The organism is Cytobacillus sp. FSL R7-0696 (assembly GCF_038006865.1).
Classification (GTDB): Bacteria; Bacillota; Bacilli; order Bacillales; family Cytobacillaceae; genus Cytobacillus; species Cytobacillus kochii.
In genome coordinates this window covers 1450647-1469158 of the sequence record NZ_JBBOWA010000001.1, presented here as the reverse complement: position 1 = coordinate 1469158, position 18512 = coordinate 1450647, and the positions used below count along the sequence as shown (strand labels likewise).

The 18512-nt window shown below is 34.8% G+C and carries 16 protein-coding genes and 5 pseudogenes; 13 read left to right on the top strand and 8 right to left on the bottom strand.

Features of this window, described 5'->3' with window-relative positions; translation table 11 throughout:
• The first annotated feature begins 65 nt into the window (after nucleotides 1-65).
• The 3 genes and pseudogenes from MKX29_RS07715 to MKX29_RS24475 all read left to right on the top strand — a co-directional run.
• On the top strand, nucleotides 66-479 hold the full coding sequence (locus tag MKX29_RS07715; RefSeq protein WP_116354206.1) for a carboxymuconolactone decarboxylase family protein: 414 nt from the start codon (nucleotides 66-68) through the stop codon (nucleotides 477-479).
• A 186-nt stretch (nucleotides 480-665) separates the two neighbouring features.
• A pseudogene (locus tag MKX29_RS07710) lies at nucleotides 666-2423 on the top strand (Tn3 family transposase); the annotation flags it as partial.
• Between the two features lie 56 nt (nucleotides 2424-2479).
• Nucleotides 2480-2596 (top strand): annotated as a pseudogene (locus tag MKX29_RS24475) (tyrosine-type recombinase/integrase); the annotation flags it as partial.
• Nucleotides 2597-2740: 144 nt separating this feature from the next.
• Here the strand turns inward: MKX29_RS24475 and MKX29_RS07705 are convergent.
• From MKX29_RS07705 to MKX29_RS07695, 3 genes are read right to left on the bottom strand one after another with little or no spacing between them, the layout of a single operon-like run.
• Nucleotides 2741-3811, bottom strand: coding sequence for a GerAB/ArcD/ProY family transporter (locus MKX29_RS07705; RefSeq protein WP_281203336.1), 1071 nt, complete (start codon nucleotides 3809-3811; stop codon nucleotides 2741-2743).
• Between the two features lie 33 nt (nucleotides 3812-3844).
• A complete protein-coding gene (locus tag MKX29_RS07700; RefSeq protein WP_341104058.1) occupies nucleotides 3845-5035 on the bottom strand; it encodes a Ger(x)C family spore germination protein in 1191 nt (396 codons plus the stop codon).
• Nucleotides 5035-6600, bottom strand: a complete 1566-nt coding sequence (locus MKX29_RS07695) for a spore germination protein (RefSeq protein ID WP_095373807.1) — start codon at nucleotides 6598-6600, stop codon at nucleotides 5035-5037. The genes MKX29_RS07700 and MKX29_RS07695 overlap by 1 nt, the downstream gene beginning before the upstream one ends.
• 809 nt (nucleotides 6601-7409) lie before the next feature.
• On the opposite strand from MKX29_RS07695, the gene MKX29_RS07690 reads away from it, so the two are divergent.
• From MKX29_RS07690 to MKX29_RS07680, 3 genes and pseudogenes are all read left to right on the top strand, one after another.
• Nucleotides 7410-7979, top strand: coding sequence for a recombinase family protein (locus MKX29_RS07690; protein ID WP_341104944.1), 570 nt, complete (start codon nucleotides 7410-7412; stop codon nucleotides 7977-7979).
• A gap of 119 nt (nucleotides 7980-8098) precedes the next feature.
• Nucleotides 8099-9453, top strand: a pseudogene (locus MKX29_RS07685) (IS1182 family transposase).
• A 110-nt stretch (nucleotides 9454-9563) separates the two neighbouring features.
• Nucleotides 9564-10912 (top strand): IS3 family transposase gene (locus tag MKX29_RS07680; protein WP_224935613.1). Its coding sequence is split into 2 segments (ribosomal slippage): nucleotides 9564-10008 and nucleotides 10008-10912, totalling 1350 coding nucleotides; the frame shifts between segments, so codons are not numbered across the junction.
• 94 nt (nucleotides 10913-11006) lie between these two features.
• On the opposite strand, the gene MKX29_RS07675 is transcribed toward MKX29_RS07680, so the two are convergent.
• Complete coding sequence (locus MKX29_RS07675; RefSeq protein WP_326134924.1) at nucleotides 11007-11291, bottom strand: AbrB/MazE/SpoVT family DNA-binding domain-containing protein; 285 nt, start codon at nucleotides 11289-11291, stop codon at nucleotides 11007-11009.
• A gap of 119 nt (nucleotides 11292-11410) precedes the next feature.
• Here MKX29_RS07675 and MKX29_RS07670 point away from each other — a divergent pair, with 119 nt between their 5' ends.
• The 4 genes from MKX29_RS07670 to MKX29_RS07655 all read left to right on the top strand — a co-directional run bounded on the left by MKX29_RS07670 (nucleotide 11411) and on the right by MKX29_RS07655 (nucleotide 12669).
• Nucleotides 11411-11563 (top strand): hypothetical protein, encoded by a 153-nt coding sequence (locus MKX29_RS07670; protein WP_340978813.1) that lies wholly within the window; start codon nucleotides 11411-11413, stop codon nucleotides 11561-11563.
• 160 nt (nucleotides 11564-11723) lie between these two features.
• Nucleotides 11724-12041 carry a hypothetical protein gene (locus tag MKX29_RS07665; protein ID WP_340978811.1) on the top strand — a complete coding sequence of 106 codons (318 nt, stop codon included), beginning with the start codon at nucleotides 11724-11726 and terminating at the stop codon, nucleotides 12039-12041.
• 94 nt (nucleotides 12042-12135) lie between these two features.
• Entirely contained in the window at nucleotides 12136-12318 is a 183-nt protein-coding gene (locus tag MKX29_RS07660; protein WP_066194368.1) for a hypothetical protein, read from the top strand.
• A 138-nt stretch (nucleotides 12319-12456) separates the two neighbouring features.
• Nucleotides 12457-12669: a hypothetical protein gene (locus MKX29_RS07655; protein WP_095371110.1), complete on the top strand. Its 213-nt coding sequence runs from the start codon at nucleotides 12457-12459 to the stop codon at nucleotides 12667-12669.
• A gap of 983 nt (nucleotides 12670-13652) precedes the next feature.
• Here MKX29_RS07655 and MKX29_RS07650 read toward each other — a convergent pair.
• The 3 genes from MKX29_RS07650 to MKX29_RS07640 all read right to left on the bottom strand — a co-directional run bounded on the left by MKX29_RS07650 (nucleotide 13653) and on the right by MKX29_RS07640 (nucleotide 16276).
• Nucleotides 13653-14768 carry a DUF418 domain-containing protein gene (locus MKX29_RS07650; protein WP_340978807.1) on the bottom strand — a complete coding sequence of 372 codons (1116 nt, stop codon included), beginning with the start codon at nucleotides 14766-14768 and terminating at the stop codon, nucleotides 13653-13655.
• 53 nt (nucleotides 14769-14821) lie between these two features.
• The gene (locus MKX29_RS07645) at nucleotides 14822-15496 is read right to left on the bottom strand and encodes a YqeB family protein (RefSeq protein WP_341104942.1); all 675 of its coding nucleotides are present in this window, start codon (nucleotides 15494-15496) and stop codon (nucleotides 14822-14824) included.
• A gap of 171 nt (nucleotides 15497-15667) precedes the next feature.
• The gene (locus MKX29_RS07640) at nucleotides 15668-16276 is read right to left on the bottom strand and encodes a TetR/AcrR family transcriptional regulator (protein WP_340978803.1); all 609 of its coding nucleotides are present in this window, start codon (nucleotides 16274-16276) and stop codon (nucleotides 15668-15670) included.
• 184 nt (nucleotides 16277-16460) lie between these two features.
• Between MKX29_RS07640 and MKX29_RS07635 the strand changes: the two are divergent.
• The 3 genes and pseudogenes from MKX29_RS07635 to MKX29_RS07625 all read left to right on the top strand — a co-directional run.
• Nucleotides 16461-16871 (top strand): annotated as a pseudogene (locus MKX29_RS07635) (Tn3 family transposase); the annotation flags it as partial.
• A 204-nt stretch (nucleotides 16872-17075) separates the two neighbouring features.
• Complete coding sequence (locus MKX29_RS07630; protein ID WP_340978801.1) at nucleotides 17076-17360, top strand: hypothetical protein; 285 nt, start codon at nucleotides 17076-17078, stop codon at nucleotides 17358-17360.
• 96 nt (nucleotides 17361-17456) lie between these two features.
• Complete coding sequence (locus MKX29_RS07625; protein ID WP_340978799.1) at nucleotides 17457-18140, top strand: hypothetical protein; 684 nt, start codon at nucleotides 17457-17459, stop codon at nucleotides 18138-18140.
• 174 nt (nucleotides 18141-18314) lie between these two features.
• Here MKX29_RS07625 and MKX29_RS07620 read toward each other — a convergent pair.
• Nucleotides 18315-18512, bottom strand: a pseudogene (locus MKX29_RS07620) (transposase); the annotation flags it as partial.

The following is an 18512-nucleotide window of genomic DNA, read 5'->3' as shown; positions in this document are numbered from 1 at the left end:
ATTTGTTTTAGTGATTTTATTTTTTATAATTAATTTGTAATTAAATATAACAGGGAGGTACCTATATGGCAAGGATTGTTGGATCTAATTTCGGGGAAACACATTTTCAGAGACTATTGGGGCATAATAAAGAAGTAATGGAAGGATGGAATCAGTTAGGAAATGTGTTAGAAAAAGATGGACTACTAACATCTGAATTAAAGGAACAAGTAAGGAGAACATTAGCCCAAAGTAACGGATGTGAGTATTGTAAGGCGAAAGGAAAACCTGATCCAGATAAGTTTAATGAAAAAACTTCTATTGCAGTAGGATTTGCAGAAGTCTTTTTAAAACAAAAGGGTGACATAGCTGATTCATCTTTTGATATTTTAAAAGAATATTTCACTGAAGAGGAAATAAGTGAATTATGTGCATTTATCTCTTTTACAACTGCTTCACAATATTTTGGTGCAATGATGAAATTAGAACCTTTAAATTAATATTCTATTCATTCCATTATCGGGCGCGATTGTTGAGCAACACAGGTAGAAAATGATCAAACTTTTTTATAAAAACCAAACTTAAATCTGCTAAAGAAGAATCCTTTTTGATTAATCTTTTTTTCAAATGGATTCTTCTTATTTATCGTAAAATAAGGATTTGCGAGATCTTTTTGCTCAAACTTTATTTCAAAGCTACAACTAATTCGAGAGTATGGGGAAAGTGGGCAGCGTTATTTTGCTGCTGGTGATGAAGTTCCCATTGAAGGCGTAATTCAGCCAAAATGGAAAGACGTCATTGTCGAGACAGACAGCAAAGGGATAGAAAGAGTAAATCGAATCAACTATGAAATTGCAGTGATCCAATCGCTTCGCACTCGACTTCGGTGTAAAGAAATTTGGATTGAGGGTGCTGATCGATATCGAAACCCAGATGAAGATCTCCCTCAAGATTTTGAAGAGAACAAGGAAGAATATTTTCAAGCACTGAAAGCACCACTTGATGTAGAGCCTTTTATTGAAGATATTCTACAGTTGATGAAAGATAAACTCCATTTATTGAATCAAGGGCTAGGAGATCATAGTAACGAAAAAGTAGCCATTACTACCAGAAATAATAAAGGATGGATTAGAGTCACTCCACTCGAAAAGCAACCAGAACCTCCACATGTGACGATGCTTAAACAGGAGATTAAGAACCGTTGGACCGACATTAACCTATTGGATTTACTAAAAGAAACAGATTTTCATACGGAGTTTACCAAAAACTTTAAAACCACCGCCAATCGGGAGATTTTAGATCGAGAAACCGTCCAACGAAGGCTTCTTCTAAGTTTATTTGGATTAGGAACGAATACAGGTTTGAAAACAGTTTCTGCTGGAAACCATCTAGATAGTTATCGAGAACTTCGATATATACGCCAAAAATTTATTCATAAGGATCATTTGCGAAAAGCCAACGCCGAGGTTACCAACCATATCATCTACAATCGAATGAAAGAGGTATGGGGAGAAGCTACCACTGCATGTGCTTCCGATTCAAAACATTTTGGCTCTTTTGATCAGAACTTGCTTTCAGAATGGCATCCTCGTTATAAGAAGCATGGAGTCATGATCTATTGGCATACAGATCGAAAATCAGCTTGTATCTATTCTCAGCTTAAGTCCTGCCTTTCTTCTGAGGTGGCAGCAATGATGGAAGGGGTTCTTCGTCACTGTACGGACATGGAGGTTGACAGAAATTATGTCGATACACACGGACAAAGTGTCGTTGCATTTGCTTTTTGTCATCTACTTGGTTTTAAACTGATGCCACGGTTTAAAAATATTGGATCTCAAAAGCTATATCGTCCAGAATCCGGCATGAATGAGGAATATCCTCACCTACAACAGGTTTTAAGTAGACCGATTAACTGGGATCTTATTCGGCAACAGTATGAACAAATCATTAAGTTTGCAACTGCTCTACGGTTAGGTACTGCTTCTGCCGAATCCATATTAAAGCGATTTACAAGGGATACGAAACATCCAACCTATCAGGCTTTATGTGAATTAGGAAAAGCGATTAAAACGATCTTTTTATGTGATTATTTACACTATGAAGAGATTCGAAGAGAGATCCATGAAGGATTAAATACAGTGGAACAATGGAACTCAGTGAATACTTATATTTTCTATGGGAAAAACAGTGAGATTCGTTCCAATTCGATAGAAGATCAAGAGGTGTCTGCCTTATCACTTCAATTGCTGCAAAATTGCTTAGTCTATATGAATACCTTAATGGTACAAGAGGTTCTTTATGACAACAACCAATATTGGTTGAAGAAAATGACTCCAGAAGATTTTAGGGGATTAACACCTTTATTTTATCATCATGTCAATCCATACGGAACTTTTGAACTCAATATGAATCAGCGAATACCTATTAAGTTGAAGGTGTCGTAGTTTTTTATCATTTTGATCGGTGACAAAAGCCAGCTAATATCCCATCAAGATATTAGCTTGAGGACTTTGAGGTTGATGCGAGAAAAATTCATATACGTGATCGAGGTGAATTGTCCAATCTAGCTGAAATTAAAACGGTATGTAGTCCCCGTAGTATTGATGTATCTGCACAATGATAGGGTGCTTGCCTTGCTTACTTTTTTATCAACTGATAGTTATACTTTTAAAATCATAACTCTGAAAATACCCCCTTATCTAGCAATGATTTTTGCAAAACTTAAGACATAAGGTAAGCATCACTTTTCCCTTTTTGGGAGCTAACTCTGCTTTGTTTTTCCTTTTAAATAAGAGATACCTAGTAACAAAAATGGAATAGGAAACAGGACAATCATATATGCGTAAATATCTAATGTTTTATCTAGCCGAAGATGTTCTTTTGATAAATAGTACGTACCAAGGAATACGAGTAAAACAAACCCCGTAAATCCAAATCGTCTTATCCACTTTGAGGAAACCTTTGATACAGTTATATCATAAGCGATTCGGAAGTATAGACTGCAGCGTATGTATGTCCCTACAGCCATTAATAGTAATCCATAAATATCAAAACGATCAATGAATCCTAAACTAATAATTCGTACTGACTCTAATGCGGGGTATACAGAATTATCAGCCTGACCTAATCCGAAAATCGTAATACTACCTATAGTTGTTGAAAACATCATAAGTGCATTTAACAAAATTCCAATACTCCATAGTAAAAACATTCGTTTTTCACGAATGTTTTGAATGGGTAGAAATAAAAGTAGTAATAATTCTACCCATATACTTAAAATTATCAAAGATCCCCATAATATTGGATTCCAACCAAACTCAAATATAGGTTGGAGCTCACTCCAATCTTTCATTGGTCTGTCCAAAATCGTGACTGTATGTCCAGTCGCCATAGCAATTATTGCTAGTATTCCTGCCGTTAATGCAATTCTTTTAATACCTTTTGAAGCTGCATAAACAAAGAATAACAAAAACCAGACCAGTATAGCCAATCGTGGTGTCTCAGGAAAAAAGGCAATGTAGATAAAATCAACTAACAAAGCAAACGAGAAAATTGTTAAAAATAAAAAGTAGATAATGAAAATTATCTTTATCATCACTCCAAAAGGTTTTCCTAATAAATTGTGAAGCATATCAGAAATATTTTGTTTTGGGTATTTAAGTCTCAAACGATAAATGGAGATTGCCAACGTAAATGCTGCCGGAAGTGATATAATTATGGAAATCCAAGCATCTCTCCCAGCAACATCGAGCATTAACGGAAGAATCACGACATGTCCCATGATTGGAAGCGTCATTATTAATAAAAAAAGTGTCTCCCATTTCGTTAACATATCAGTAATCTCCTTCTTCATTGTCCATAGAATCTATCGTTTATAAGGGTTGTTATAAGGCTTTTTGTGATTTTTTTCTACACTTTTATTAATAAGACCTTGATGAGTAATATTTGTATGAACATCAATCATTATATCTGCATTAGAAAAAATCTCATTCCATTCAGATTGGACATTTTTCCATTGTTTAGGATATTTTCTGTAGGTTTCCAGTCCAATTCCTGATATATCAGTCTTTATTACCTTTTGAAGCTTATTCAAAGTTAAACGTACGGATTTTTCAGTCTGATTTGATACTTCTTCTTCAACTTTACTTATCCATTGATCATTTATATTCCTATTCGTAGTATTATCAGCTAAAGTTCCCTCTATCTCGATTTTCAGATATGCTTCAAGCTGATTACCATCTAATGTTGGATTTATTTCCGTTTCTAATTTCTTTATCTCTACAGAGATCTTCTCCTTGTCATTCAGAGATACAGTTTTACCTCGAGATACAGTTTTACTTCCGCCTTTTACCTTGTTTAAAAGGACATTCAGCCCAACAGTTTCATCTGTATTCAGTTTACCGACCATTTTATAAGTGTTAATAACAGCAGTGCCGTCTATTGAAGTAATTGCTTTACCCTTTTCTTTTCTTGTTCGAATTATCGGCAAATAGGCATTAGGAATAGGGCCCTCAATTAACTTATAAAATTCATACATTTTTACGGATGTAAATTCAGCAATATATTGTGTTTGTTCTAAAGCAGAAACTATTTCTGCCGAAGAAAGATCTTCATAAAGTGTAGAAGTACCCAAAATATCAATTGGCTTTTCTTCTGTAATGAAAAGATAACTATTCAAACGAAACATTTGATCGCGTCTGCTTTCATCAAGGTAGTCAATAAAATTATCTTTTGCTAATTCCTCACCAATCACCCATAAACGAGTATGCTCAAAATAAAGCCGACGTTTCGCATCTTTTATGAATTCTCTTGCGCCTTGTATCAATGAGTCCGCGTCTCTTTCTAATAGAATATTTTGGCCATTTCCTCCGCCCCCCTCTCCTCCACCTTGTTCACTTGGTCCAGTTGGTTTTATGATTTCGACGCTAATTCGTAATTGTCCGTCAGATTTATCCAACCCTATCCCATGTACAAGTGCTGATTTATCAAGTTCTTGACTACTCCAACAGCCGGTTAATAAAAATAATAATGGGATGATAGTTAGTATCCTTACCATCATTTATCACCTGTTTTAGGTAATGATCTAATTCTAGTCTTACGCTGATTCGGTATACTTTTTGGTCGCTGTTTTTTCCACCTCAACGGCAAACGAATCAGTGAATCTTTCCAATCCTGAAAATAAAAAGGTGCAAATGGCGCCATAAATGGAATCCCAAACGATGTTAAAGAGATCATATGTGTTAATAAACCGAGCATGGCGACAATTAGTCCATATCCCCCGAATAAGCTACTAGCAATAAATAATCCTATCCTAAGAAGTGCGGTGACGTCTGCAATTGGGGTGATAACAAATGCAGCAATGTACGATATGGATACAACAATAATGGTCGGTGCACCAACAAGTCCGGCTGAGACTGAGACTTGTCCCAGAATCAAAGCACCAACAATACTTAACGCTGAGCCAATTTGTTGAGGAAGTCTGACACCAGCCTCACGGACAACTTCAAACATTAAAATCATCATGGCAATTTCCATTGCTAGAGGGAATGGGACCGTCTCTCGCGCTTGAATAATAGGGACAATCATATCAGATGGAATCATCACCTTATGAAAATTAATAGCTGCAATATAAATGCCTGGTAAAGAAATACTGATTACAAATGACACGAAACGCAGCATTCGAATGAAGGAACTATAATAGGGTCGAGAACTGTAATCTTCTATACTTTTTATATTTTCAAGAAATAGGGATGGAACAAACAAACTGACCGAATCCCCATTTACAATGATCACAATTCTTCCTTCCATTAATAAGGCTGAAGCTTTGTCAGGACGTTCTGTATTTCCAATCGTAGGGAAGATTGAAAAGGGATGGTCTTCGATGAATTGTTCGATTTCCCCTGAATTATTTATCTCATCCACTTTAATTTGTTCTAATCTTTGTTTGATCCGTTCAATCAATTTTGGATCCGCAATGTCCTTTACATATCCGATTGTAATATCCGTTTGACTATATTCACCAATTTTAATTGTTTCAAACTGTAAAGAAGGATGTGGGATTCTTCGCCGTAACAATGCAATATTAGTAGGTGATGATTCAATAAATCCGTCATGTGCTCCTCTCACAGCTCGATCAGATTGAGGTTCGGAGATTGCTCGAACCTCGTACCCTGGTGCATTTAGCAGTAATCCTTCACTATACCCATCCAGTAATAGTAACGTATTTCCCTTCAGTATTTGGTATACAGATTTTTCTAGATTATTTTCCTTCTTTGTGTTAAAAATAGAAATTCTTTCTTTTACTTGTTTTAATTCTTCTCCCATAGTGCTATCTAGAGATTCCTTAGTCAGTGGCTCTAATACATTATTGCGAATGGCATCTTCATCAATTAACCCGTCTACTATAACTAGTAGAGCTTTCAATGTGCGACCGTCATGTAATGGAATGATGAAATCATGAAAAATGATATCATCACTTGAATCTAACAGTTGTTTTAGTTTTTCTTCATTTTTATGAACATCCGATGAGAACAAAATTGAATTATTAAATTGTTCTTCCTGTGTCCATTTAGTATTTTGCTTCATTTTTTGCATAATGGATTTAATTTTTAAATAACGCATAGTTTAACCCATCCTAGAAAAGTTTGTTTTTTATACTGTTATTATGGCTTTTATAACTAATAATATGTGCCGTTTTTGGAAATGATATGTTAATGATTTTTGCGCGAATTACATTAATTTACTGGGAATTTATTAATATAGAAAGGTGGGGAGTAAGGTGGATCAAACAAAGTTAATAAAATGATGATAGCTCTTAATATGAATTTTTCATGGTTATTGGGTATATTGGCTGGTTTAAATATTATTTTTTTTCCGTATGCAGGGGAAGATTCTCTTTTCCAGGCTTGGGCTAAAATATGTCTTATTACATTTTTTCAATGAAGACGAACAAATAACAAGAACAAAATAGGTTATATAAGCATGGTATACATATGAGTGAAGACATTATTAAAAATGTCCTTGGCACAAAACCAAGAGCTAGACATAAAGAGCAATATATTAATAATTAAGATCAATGCTTTTCAAATCCTATTATACATAGGGAAATCTTAAGCTTCGAATTCACTTTCTAATAATTCCTTCTCTTATTCAAGAAAATAGCCCTTTTTTTGAATAATTAACGTGTTTGAGAGGTAAATTTAATCACACTCAAGCACACATAAATTTTAAACACTAAATTAATAAACTTTTTACTCAACTAGATTACCAAAAACCAGTGTTTTTGTAATGTCCCCCCATCGCCCTGTTACCCTTTGATTTTATTAAGATTAGCAGTTACCAAAAATAATTACCAAAAGTATTATCAAATACCTTTACAATAAGTGCCCCTCTAGTAAAATAAAAATATACAAGTTTATTGGAGGTTACAAATGATAATTGGTTATGCTCGGGTATCTACTATTGACCAAAATTTAGATCGGCAAATTGGTATGCTTAATGAATATGGTTGTGAAAAAATAGTTGAGGAGAAATTCACTGGTACAGTTAAAGATAGAAAAGGACTTCACCAACTTTTTGATGTCATCCGGAAAGGCGATACAGTTGTAGTGGAGAGCATCTCCCGTTTAGGACGTAAAACATTGGATATCCTCAACATTATTCAACAGTTAGAAGAGATGGGGGTGCAATTCATTTCTTTAAAAGAAAATATGGATACAAGAACCTCTACAGGCAAAGCCATGTTCCAAATGATGTGTGTCATTGCAGAATTAGAAAGAAACCTTATTGCTGAGAGAGTAAAGGAAGGACTTGAAGCAAGTAAAAGGCGTGGGAAAACATTAGGTAGACCCAAGTTGGATAAAGAAAAGCTTACTGTCGCGCTTAGGATGTATGATAGTAAAGAATATTCTATCAAGGAGATCGTCTCGGCAACAGGAATATCTCAAGGTTCCTTATATAGGGAAGTTAACAGAAGAAAACTTGAAGAAATAAAAAAATAGGGGTGCGTTTTATTATTTCTTCAAATTTACTTTGCGGTCTACAGCAGGAACCCTGTCACTAAGCCTACAAGCTTTTTTTGTATAATAGTATGGAATCGATTTTTTGTGGGGGATATAAAATGTTATCAAAACACGTTGAAGATGGAAGAAATCAAATTGAAATGGTTGCGTTGGATCAACTTGTTCCAGATGATCATCTGGTCAGGAAGGTTGAACAATCGATTGACTTTGAATTCATTTATGACCTGGTAAAAGATAAGTATTGTTTAGACAATGGTCGACCGAGTGTTGATCCCGTTGTTCTTATTAAAATGGTCTTCATACAATACCTTTTCGGCATACGCTCCATGCGTCAAACCATAAAGGAAATCGAAACCAACGTGGCTTATCGATGGTTTATTGGCTATGGGTTCACCGAGAAGATTCCTCATTTTTCAACTTTCGGTAAGAACTACGCACGACGCTTTCACGATACAGATCTATTTGAATCAATTTTCTATCGCATTCTAAAAGAAGCGATGACCAAGGGCTTAGTCGATCCATCCGTTGCGTTTATTGATTCTACTCATGTAAAAGCGAACGCTAATAAGAAGAAATTTGAAAAAAAATAGCCCGAGTGGAAACCAGAACGTATCAGGCTCAGTTAGATGAAGAGATCAATATCGACCGTGAGAAACACGGAAAAAAGCCCTTCCCCCCGCAGAATAAAGAAGAGTCAAAAGAAATAAAAGTTAGCACGACAGATCCTGAAAGTGGTTATTACGTAAAAGATGAACGCGAAAAACTATTTGCGTATTCGTTTCATACGGCAAGCGATTCCCGTGGGTTTATCTCAGGTTCACTGGTCACCGGAGGGAATGTTCACGATAGTCGGATGTTGGACAAGCTCGTCACTCAAGTCACAGATAAAGTCGGTAAACCCCATTCAATCGCTGTTGATGCAGGATATAAAACACCACACATCGCTAAATTCTTAATGGACCAAGACATCAGACCTGTTATGCCTTATACACGTCCGAGAACGAAAGACGGATATCTTAGAAAATACGAATACGTTTACGATGAATATTTTGACGCCTATCTATGTCCCGAAGGACAAATTCTACCTTACCGTACGACAACAAGAGACGGGTACAAGCAATACGCTTCAAATCCTTTGGAATGTAAAGACTGTCCTCTGTTAGACCGTTGTACGCAAAGTAAGAATCACACCAAAATGATTCATAGACATGTATGGCAGGATTACATAGATGAAGTAGATCATTTGAGACATACCGAACTTAATAAAACTCTATATGCGAAACGCAAAGAAACAATCGAACGAGTTTTTGCGGACGCAAAAGAAAAGCATGGCATGCGTTGGACGACCTTAAGAGGTCTTAAAAAAGTTTCAATGCAGGCGATGCTTACGTTCGCTGCCATGAATCTAAAAAAATTGGCAAACTGGACATGGCGAGGACCATGTCCAAGCTGAAAAAGAAGACAGATCTTTTAAAATAACAGAAAACCCCACCTTCACTTTAATGCAATGAACTGCACCCCAATTGTTAGACACTATCTACAACTATTGGAGGTGCAGTTTTTTTGTCCAAATTTACTGCGGAAATGAAGCTACAAGCCGTGACTCGCTATTTAAGCGGAAAAGAAAGTTACAGAGAAATTGGAGAATCTATTGGAATAGATCACAAATCGATTGTTAAATGGGTAAGACAATACAACTACAATGGTGCAGAGGCATTGGTGAAACGTTGTACAAGTTATACACAAATGTTTAAACTAGAAGTACTACAATATATGACTGAAAATGGTACTTCTCTATGTGAAACGGCAGCTATTTTTAATATCCCAGCGCATTCCACTCTAGCTGTATGGAAAAGAAAGTTTGAAACACAAGGGATAGATGCCCTTCAGTCACAGGAACAGGGGCGTCTATCCATGAAAAAAGATTCAAATAAACAAAGTTCTACTGACCGTTCTTTTGAAGCACTAGAAAATCGAATAAAACAACTGGAAATGGAAAATGAGTATTTAAAAAAGTTGAATGCCTTAGTTCAAAACAAGGAAAAATCACCAAACAAGACAAAGCACAAGTAGTCTATGAGTTAAGGCATAAGTATTCGGTGAAGTCACTCGTAAAACTCGCTGGCATTCCACGCAGCACCTATTATAATTTAGTAAAACGAATGAATCGACTTGATCCAGACACCGATATAAAAGGAGAAATCCAAGCCATTTATGAAGAACATGAAGGTCGTTACGGTTACCGTCGTATTCGGGATGAGCTAGTGAATCGTGGGAAAAAAGTAAATCATAAGAAGGTTCAACGAATCATGAAAGAGCTGGGTTTAAGATGCCTAGTGCGGATGAAAAGGTATAAATCTTATAAAGGCACAGTCGGTAAAATAGCGCCAAATCATTTAGACCGTCAATTTAGTGCGGACGCACCGAATGAAAAATGGGTAACAGATATTACAGAATTCAAGCTATTTGGTGAAAAGCTGTATCTATCGCCTGTATTAGATTTATTTAATGGTGAAATTATTACGTATACCATCGGTTCTCGACCAACGTATTCATTAGTTTCGGACATGTTAGAAAAAGCATTAGAATCCTTACCAGAAAGGCATCAATTACTCATGCATTCCGACCAAGGATGGCATTATCAAATGAACCAATATCGCAACTTGCTTCAAGCAAAAGGGGTTAAACAGAGTATGTCACGTAAAGGTAACTGTTACGATAACTCTGTAATGGAAAACTTCTTTGGGATACTGAAGTCAGAATTGCTTTATTTTAAGGAATTTGAAAGTGTGAACCACTTTAAACTAGAATTAGAAAAATATATAGAATACTATAATAGGAAACGGTTAAAGGGAAAATTGAAAATGAGTCCGGTACAATACCGAACTCATTTTGAACAAGTTGCCTCATGAAATAACTGTGTCTAACTTTTAGGGGTCACTACACAAAGGTGGGGTTTGTCTACGGTCTGTAAGGAGGACTAGGTCCTCCTTTTAGTATGTACGATTAAGCATTTACAGTTATGTAATCCTTTAATTCTTCTTGAAGTAGATGAATTGCAGCGGTACTTAATACGATTTTTCCGCCAGCAAGTTCAACGTTGCTATCGCTTATTTCCCCTGTAATCATACATGCACGTGCATGTGAATATTTACGAAGAATAATCTGATCTTCATCTACGAAAATTTCTAGTGGGTCTTTAATGTTAATATCCATTACTCTTCTTAATTCAATTGGGATTACAACTCTTCCTAGCTCGTCTACTTTTCTTACAATTCCTGTACTTTTCAAAATGGAATCACCTCTTATATTATTTATAGATAAATAGGTAGTTATCATAAAAATGTTGGTATTTGATAAGTTAATTATACCTTTTTTTACATAAAGTTACACAAGGAAGGAGAACTCAAATGAAAGTAGTGATAATGACAAAGTTAAATACCGAAGGAAGTATGGGCTTGAGACGAGGTAGCTTTCTCATTAGCGACTATGAATTTAAGAAAAATCCTGATTGGTATATAGGAATTAAAGCGTATGAATGGATTCATGTTGATTTAAAATAAAGTCTGGTAATTTGTGAAAAATTTCGATAATTTATAATAAAGTTTGATTAAAATTCCTGTATCAATGCAGGAATTTTTCATTCCGCAATCGGGCCATTTAATTGAATGAACTAGGTTAAAATTGAATCAATTTAAAAGCATAAGAAAGGGGGATTATAATATGGGTTTAGCATTGGATATTGCGCGTGCCATATTGCCTCTTGTAATAGTGGGTGGGATTGCAGTATTTGTAATTCTGAGAATGAAGCATAAATATGAGAAAGGCACCCTGGGTAAGAAAAAAACGAAAGACCCTCAAAATTTATTGGATAGCTTAATACCATTCGGAATGATGATTGGTTTTGCTATTGCTATATTTTTAAGTATATTTTCACCAATTTCCTTACTATCTGCAATGACTTGGGGACCTGGAATAGGTTTTTTATTTGGTTATTTTGCGTATGAAATTTATAGCAAAAAAGAAGAGAGTCATTCGTAATAACTGTCTTCCTGAAAAGGGTGCAGTTTGGAATAACCTGTATAACATGAATACTTTTTAGTCAGATGTTCTGATACGAAAGGAGGTCTATGACTTGAGTAAATATGTCAAATACTCAGTAGTTATTGGTATCATAGCTTTTGTTTTGGCTTTGGTCTTATTCTTAACAATCGATTCTCCGTACCCATACCTTGGTGGTCTTGTTGTAGCGTTTATTATATTTGAAATCAGTTTTTTTCACTTATTTGGAAAGGAAAGACAAAAGAATAAACTGTAAAATGACTCTTGGGACATTTAAGCAAACGGGCGCTATTCTAGCACAAGGATAAGCGCTCATTTTTCATTTTAGGGCCATTTTGTGAAGAAGATACTGTATGATATTTAATATCTAGCTAACTGTTTAGGAGGGATTAATATGGATGTGGGTCATACATTGTTTGCATCAGATAGTATGTTTGCTCTTTTAACTTTTTTACCTATTGTTTTTTATCTAATTGCTATTGTTTTTGCCATTTATTTTGTAATTAAAGTAATTAAGTTCATGAATGAAAAGACCAAATTAGACCGTGAAAGAAACGAGAAACTTACTGAAGTAATTAAAACACTTAATCAAGATAAAAAAGATTAAATAGTATTAAACTTTGCTCAACAAACGGGCGCGATTGTTGAGCAACACAGGTAGAAAATGATCAAACTTGTTTATAAAAACCAAACTTAAATCTGCTAAAGAAGAATCCTTTTTGATCAATCTTTTTTTAAAATGGATTCTTCTTATTTATCGTAAAATAAGGATTTACGAGATATTTTTGCTCAAACTTTATTTCAAAGCTACAATTCAATTTGTTTTACCAATCAAAATCAATAAATTCTAGCTGACATTGTAAGGTGACCTACCTTAGTTCAAATGAATACTTCTAAATTAACGTCTCTACTTAAAAAGTTGGGGCGTTTTTTGGTGTAAAGATGAACAAATGAAAAAAGATTTCGGAATTGTGTTATACTTCTTAAAATCGTATTTTGTTGGAGGGCGGGATGGATCAGGTTGGAAGTGTCTTAAAAGAATAATTATGGTGTAGACATTACAGGAATTTTGCCTCAGCAGGGTGGTTGGGCATCACTCGCTTATAAAGTGTTTAACAAAAATCAAAGTATATGAAAAAGGCAGAGCTTCCACTCCTAAGTTGACTGCTCCTATTGGGGAAAATGCGGATTTACAACGTTAAGGAAATTTTCAATATTAAAAGCCTAATTTCTCAATTTAAAGTGAAGAAATTAGGCTTTCATTGCTCCATTAAAGCGCCCTTTTGTGGAAGATCTATATTAATGGAATTAAAAAGCTGTTCGTTTCAAGGAGAAACTTTATTTCGATATACATCAACCATTAGTCTTAATACTCACCTTTCGTGAAGCTCACGAGATGGAATATTTTCACTCTTTGAAATCCACATTTTTCATAGCATCTTATAGCCCTCGTATTTGTTGTTTAAGGGCCATAATTACTGATCGCTTTTTTAAGATGGGGCAAGAATTTAATCTAGAGGTAACAAATAATGTTCCAATTCCTCCAATTCAATATTTTACTTTATTCATTAATAAACAAACAATCTTCCTTTAAAAACGATTTACCAACCTTCTTAATAACGCATCTGCTGGACCCGGTACTCTTTTATTTTCTAAGAATGAGGCAATAATCACACCAGTTATCCAAATTACTATCGCAGTAATGATGATTTCAGTATATCCTAGCTTACTACCTAATCCAAATGCTACTGGAGATAATAGAAGTACTAACAAGGCTTCTTGATACAAATAAAAGGTTAGTGACCTTCTTCCAACAGTAGTAAGCCAGTTAGTTATTTTAGGTATTAATTTTGGTGCGGCTATGCCAAATAGTGCAATTAAGGAGGCATATCCAATGCCACCAGCTATACCTGTTACTATTTGCAAAATATGCAATGCTGCAAGTAATTCATCAGACATATTCAATAAACCAACAGTAGTAGCAGCTAAAGGACTGGCCCCAATTACTGAAATGAGAATACCGGTTAAAGCGATCCTTCTCAATTTCAATTTATGTTGTTCTGGGTGAGAAATCCATGTCTTTCTCTCTACTAGCACGCCTAAAAGGATAACAAAAAGGAAGGGAAAAAATAATAGTTGAACGAGAACAGTAATTGGAAATGCAATAGCATTTTCTATCACCATCTCTAAGTAATTAACATTTGCTTCTTCAAGTGATAACTCCTGAGACAAAGAGAGAAACCACCATCCAACTGAAATGGTTAGAAACGACAGTACACCAATAACAAAAAGAGCTTTTTTCTTAAATCTTTCCGATTTAAAAATCAACCCTTCTATTAATAGTCCAGCTAGTCCATAAAAAGCAATAATATCTGCTCCACCGATAAATACTAGATGTATGAAGCCAAATAGGATCATGAAGAGAGAGCGTCTACGCAATAAACGCTTTGACTCATTTACAGACAACCCTTTATCTAGTTGACGTTTAACCATTAGTGCTATTCCAAACCCAAATAGTAAAGAAAACATAACAAACGCTCTACCATCGACAAAGGTCACTACAAACGCCTTAAAGAATTGATCTAAGATTGAAGGTTCATTAGCTCCCTCTTTCAATTTGTGAAAAAGAGGGGCATGAGCTACAGCGATTAGCAACAGCATAAAGCCACGGCCAATGTCCGGTGCTAAGTAACGATTTTTATCCATATAATCCACCTACATTTACACTAAATCTTCTTTTGTCTTTTATAAATACTTGTTTAGCCTTGAATCTTTCGTACATATTGATCCTCACCCTGATCTTTCACAATTATTCCTAACTCATTTAAGTCCATTTTTAAATTTTTTGCCTTTTTCTTATCTCCTTCTCTAATTGCATTTCTACGATCATATAAGATATCATAGGCGTTTTTTCCAAATGTATGATCTTCTAGAGTCCAAAGATTGAATTGATCTACATATGGGTCCTGTTCACTCCAAGGGTAGTGATGGTTCAGGAAAATATCTCGTATTTTTTCCTTCTTAACGTCTGTCTTTTCACTCAAAAGTTCTTGGCCTTTATTACCCGTAATGACGACTGTATTAGCCTCCATAAAGATATTTTTTATCTCAGATTTTCTAATTTTCTTTTCTTTATCATCTTTATTGATCAGTATTTCTTGATCTCCTACGATCATTTTCAACGCTTCACTATAGACCGTTAGTGATAATAGAACACCTATAATTCCACCTACGGACATCAAGATAATAGATACCCAGAAAAGGTTGAATGAAAGTAAAAACTCAATGACTTTTTGATCGGAAAAGATAGGTATTCTTTTTATGAATTCCAGCAACTTTGGAAGGAACCACCCTATCATTCCTAACACAATAGGAAATAATACGGTAATCAATTTTTCCAAGAAACCCATACCAATTGTTGTTGTATTTTTCATTAAGGTTGTTACCTCCAACATTTTAATATTTAACCTAAGATTTGTACGGTATTTTGACATTTGCAACAAGAAATTATTCATGACATAGAATCAAGTTTAGATAAAGTAATAAATTGTTCTAATAGCCAATTAAACTTTAAAATGTATAGCCTTTAATTTGCAGACTTGGCTCTATTTATGTATCATGACTATTTTTGTTACTATTTTAATCAACTCATCCTTATACTTCTCAAAATTAAAGGAATTCTTATGTTTAAGCATACTTTCTTCAATTGCTCCTTGAATTAGGACACAGATCATTTCAGCATCGAATTCATTAGAAAATTCTTGTTTCTGTTGTCCCTCAATTAAAATCTCTTTGATAAATGTATTTAATGGATCCTCTTCTTCCTCATTATCTACCCTATAGTAAGGAATCCCTTCTTCATTTTGAGCATTAAAGACAATTTCAATTAATGCGATATTATTTTTATAGTTAGCTACTTGATAAGCCAAACTAGCTTCAATATATGCTTCTAATTGCGAAATAGGTGTTTCTTCTTGAACCACCTTTCTGCTAATAAAATCCAATTTTTTGTTAAGCAAGTACAGTAAAGTTTGACTGATCAAATCCATTTTGTCAGAAAAATGATATGAAATTAATCCTGTACTCACTTTTGCTTTTTTAGCTATTTTAGTTAAACTGACATTTGTATAACCGAGTTCCTCAAGTGTGTCAATGCAAGCTTGAATAATCTGTTCTTTTCGTGCTTCAGCAATAAAAGATTGTTTGTCTCCCAATAGAATCTCCACCTAAAATTATATTGATTGTTCGTTTTTAAAATTGGTCGTTCAATCAATTTTATTTTCACACATATTTCTTATTCCTGTCAACACCAAAGTGATTCGCCAAATGTTTCGTTGGTCAATATAGAGTTAAAATCACCTAATTATGAATTTAGATATTTACCATATAACAGTTAGAGCTTTACGTGAGATGGGCCGAATAGAAAAAACAATCTTCATTTTGAATTATATTTCGGATGAATCATTAAGAAGAAAAATACAAAAAGGATTGAATAAAGGAGAAGCCATGAATGGACTGGCAAGAGCTATTTTCTTCGGAAAACAAGGAGAGCTTAGGGAACGAACCATACAGCATCAATTGCAAAGAGCCAGTGCTTTAAACATAATTATCAACGCCATTAGTGTCTGGAATACTCTACATCTGACAAAAGCAGTTGAATACCAAAAGGGGTTAGGTAATTTTAATGAAGACTTGTTACATCATATGTCTCCTTTAGGCTGGGAGCATATCAATTTACTAGGAGAGTACCGTTTTAATTCTGAAAAAATGGTTGCGTTAGATTCTCTAAGACCACTAAAACTGTCTTAACGTTGTTAAAAATGGGGGAATCGTCTTGGAAATGTGCTTAGCGTTGTAAATCCGCATTTTCCTGACGCTACCCCTGTCTGAAAACGTGTACCTTTGTGGACTTCGAGGGGGATAATTAAAGCTATAGTGATGAAAAGTAAAAAACTGGGAAATCGATATTTTGTGCTATAATTAAAAACGTGTATTTATAAAGGAGGAGATATTATGCAACAAAAAAGCGAATTACCTACTTCTAACCACTTTTTGAAAATAGTAAAAGTGCTAGGGGGTATTTTCACTATTGCTTTTGTAGTGGTTGGGCTTATTTATCAATTTGATCTTAGTGAAAATTTATCTTTTAATTACTTCAGATTGTTTTTAATATTATCTCTAATTTTCGTTGGTTTAAATAGTTATTTCAAAAAGAATAAAGCGTCATTAGCACTTTTAGGAATAGTATTCGTTACATACTTAATTTTAGATTTTGGTTTTGAGATTTTTCCAAAATAAAAAAATATTTATAAAAATGTAGTTTTTTTCCTATTTTACTAGTAAAATGTTAATTATATTCAGAAAATATAGAATATAAAAAATAGTAGGGGAATTATGAAGAAACTTTTAAGTTTAGGGCTTTCAACTGTTATGGTTTTAAGTCTAGCAATTCCGGCTAATGCGAGTGAAAATGTTGTATCGAATGATCAGCCAATTGAAGTAGACACCCAAGAGAAAACTGTTGTTATTGATGATAATAGTGTTTTCTTGGAAATTGATGGTGTTGAAGTTGAATTTGTAGGTGGCGCAGAACAGTATAACGCTGATCCTGGTTATTTAGAAGAAGCTGTTAAACAGGCAGATAGTTTAGTGGAATCTAGTAAGAACGAGAATGTGTTTACACCTTTTGTTATCCCCGATCAAGGCTCTGGCGGGCGTTGGGGTGGGACTTATAATAATTACTTTGCACACAATGTCTATAATTCTGTAAAATATTCTATTGCTGCTGCTGTCGGCTCGCTCGTAGCATTGGGAGGATTGGTTTTATCTCAAGACACAACAACGGCTGCTATTACTGGGGCTTTCTCCGGTGTGGTTGCTGCTGCTGTCGTTGATACTGCGGGACCAGATTATACAAGTACTTATTATCTTGCTAGCTATAGTGCGTATTACAAAAGAACAATTTATAAGCAGGTAACTAACATATATAGAAATGCAGGAAGAACAGATTTGCGTTCTATTAAAGTTAGTCAACCTTTAGATAAAGTAAATAATAGCTTCTTTAGAGCAGCACGATAGATATTTATTTTCAATTCCAAAAAGACTCCTAGACGGTCATAACACAAAAAAGAGCCGATTAATCGGCTCCAGCTTGTAGAGAAACCCTATGTTTTTCTCTACAAGCTTTTTTTCTTGGGTCAAACTTTTGATATAAATCTACCGTTAACCATAGAGAAAAAGGTTCTCACACACCTAGCCCAGCCGGGCTAGGTGTGTGGCAATCTTCTTCATGTTCTGGCAGGCTGCTGTGAGTAACACTTGTTCGCTCACATTAGCCTTACCCCTCAACCGGCAGTAGCGAAGCCCATGCAGTTCTTTTGAATCTGCAAAGCTTCGCTCCACTTTTTCTTTTCTGTATTTATAAAGCATTTTTCCTGCCTTAGATAGGCG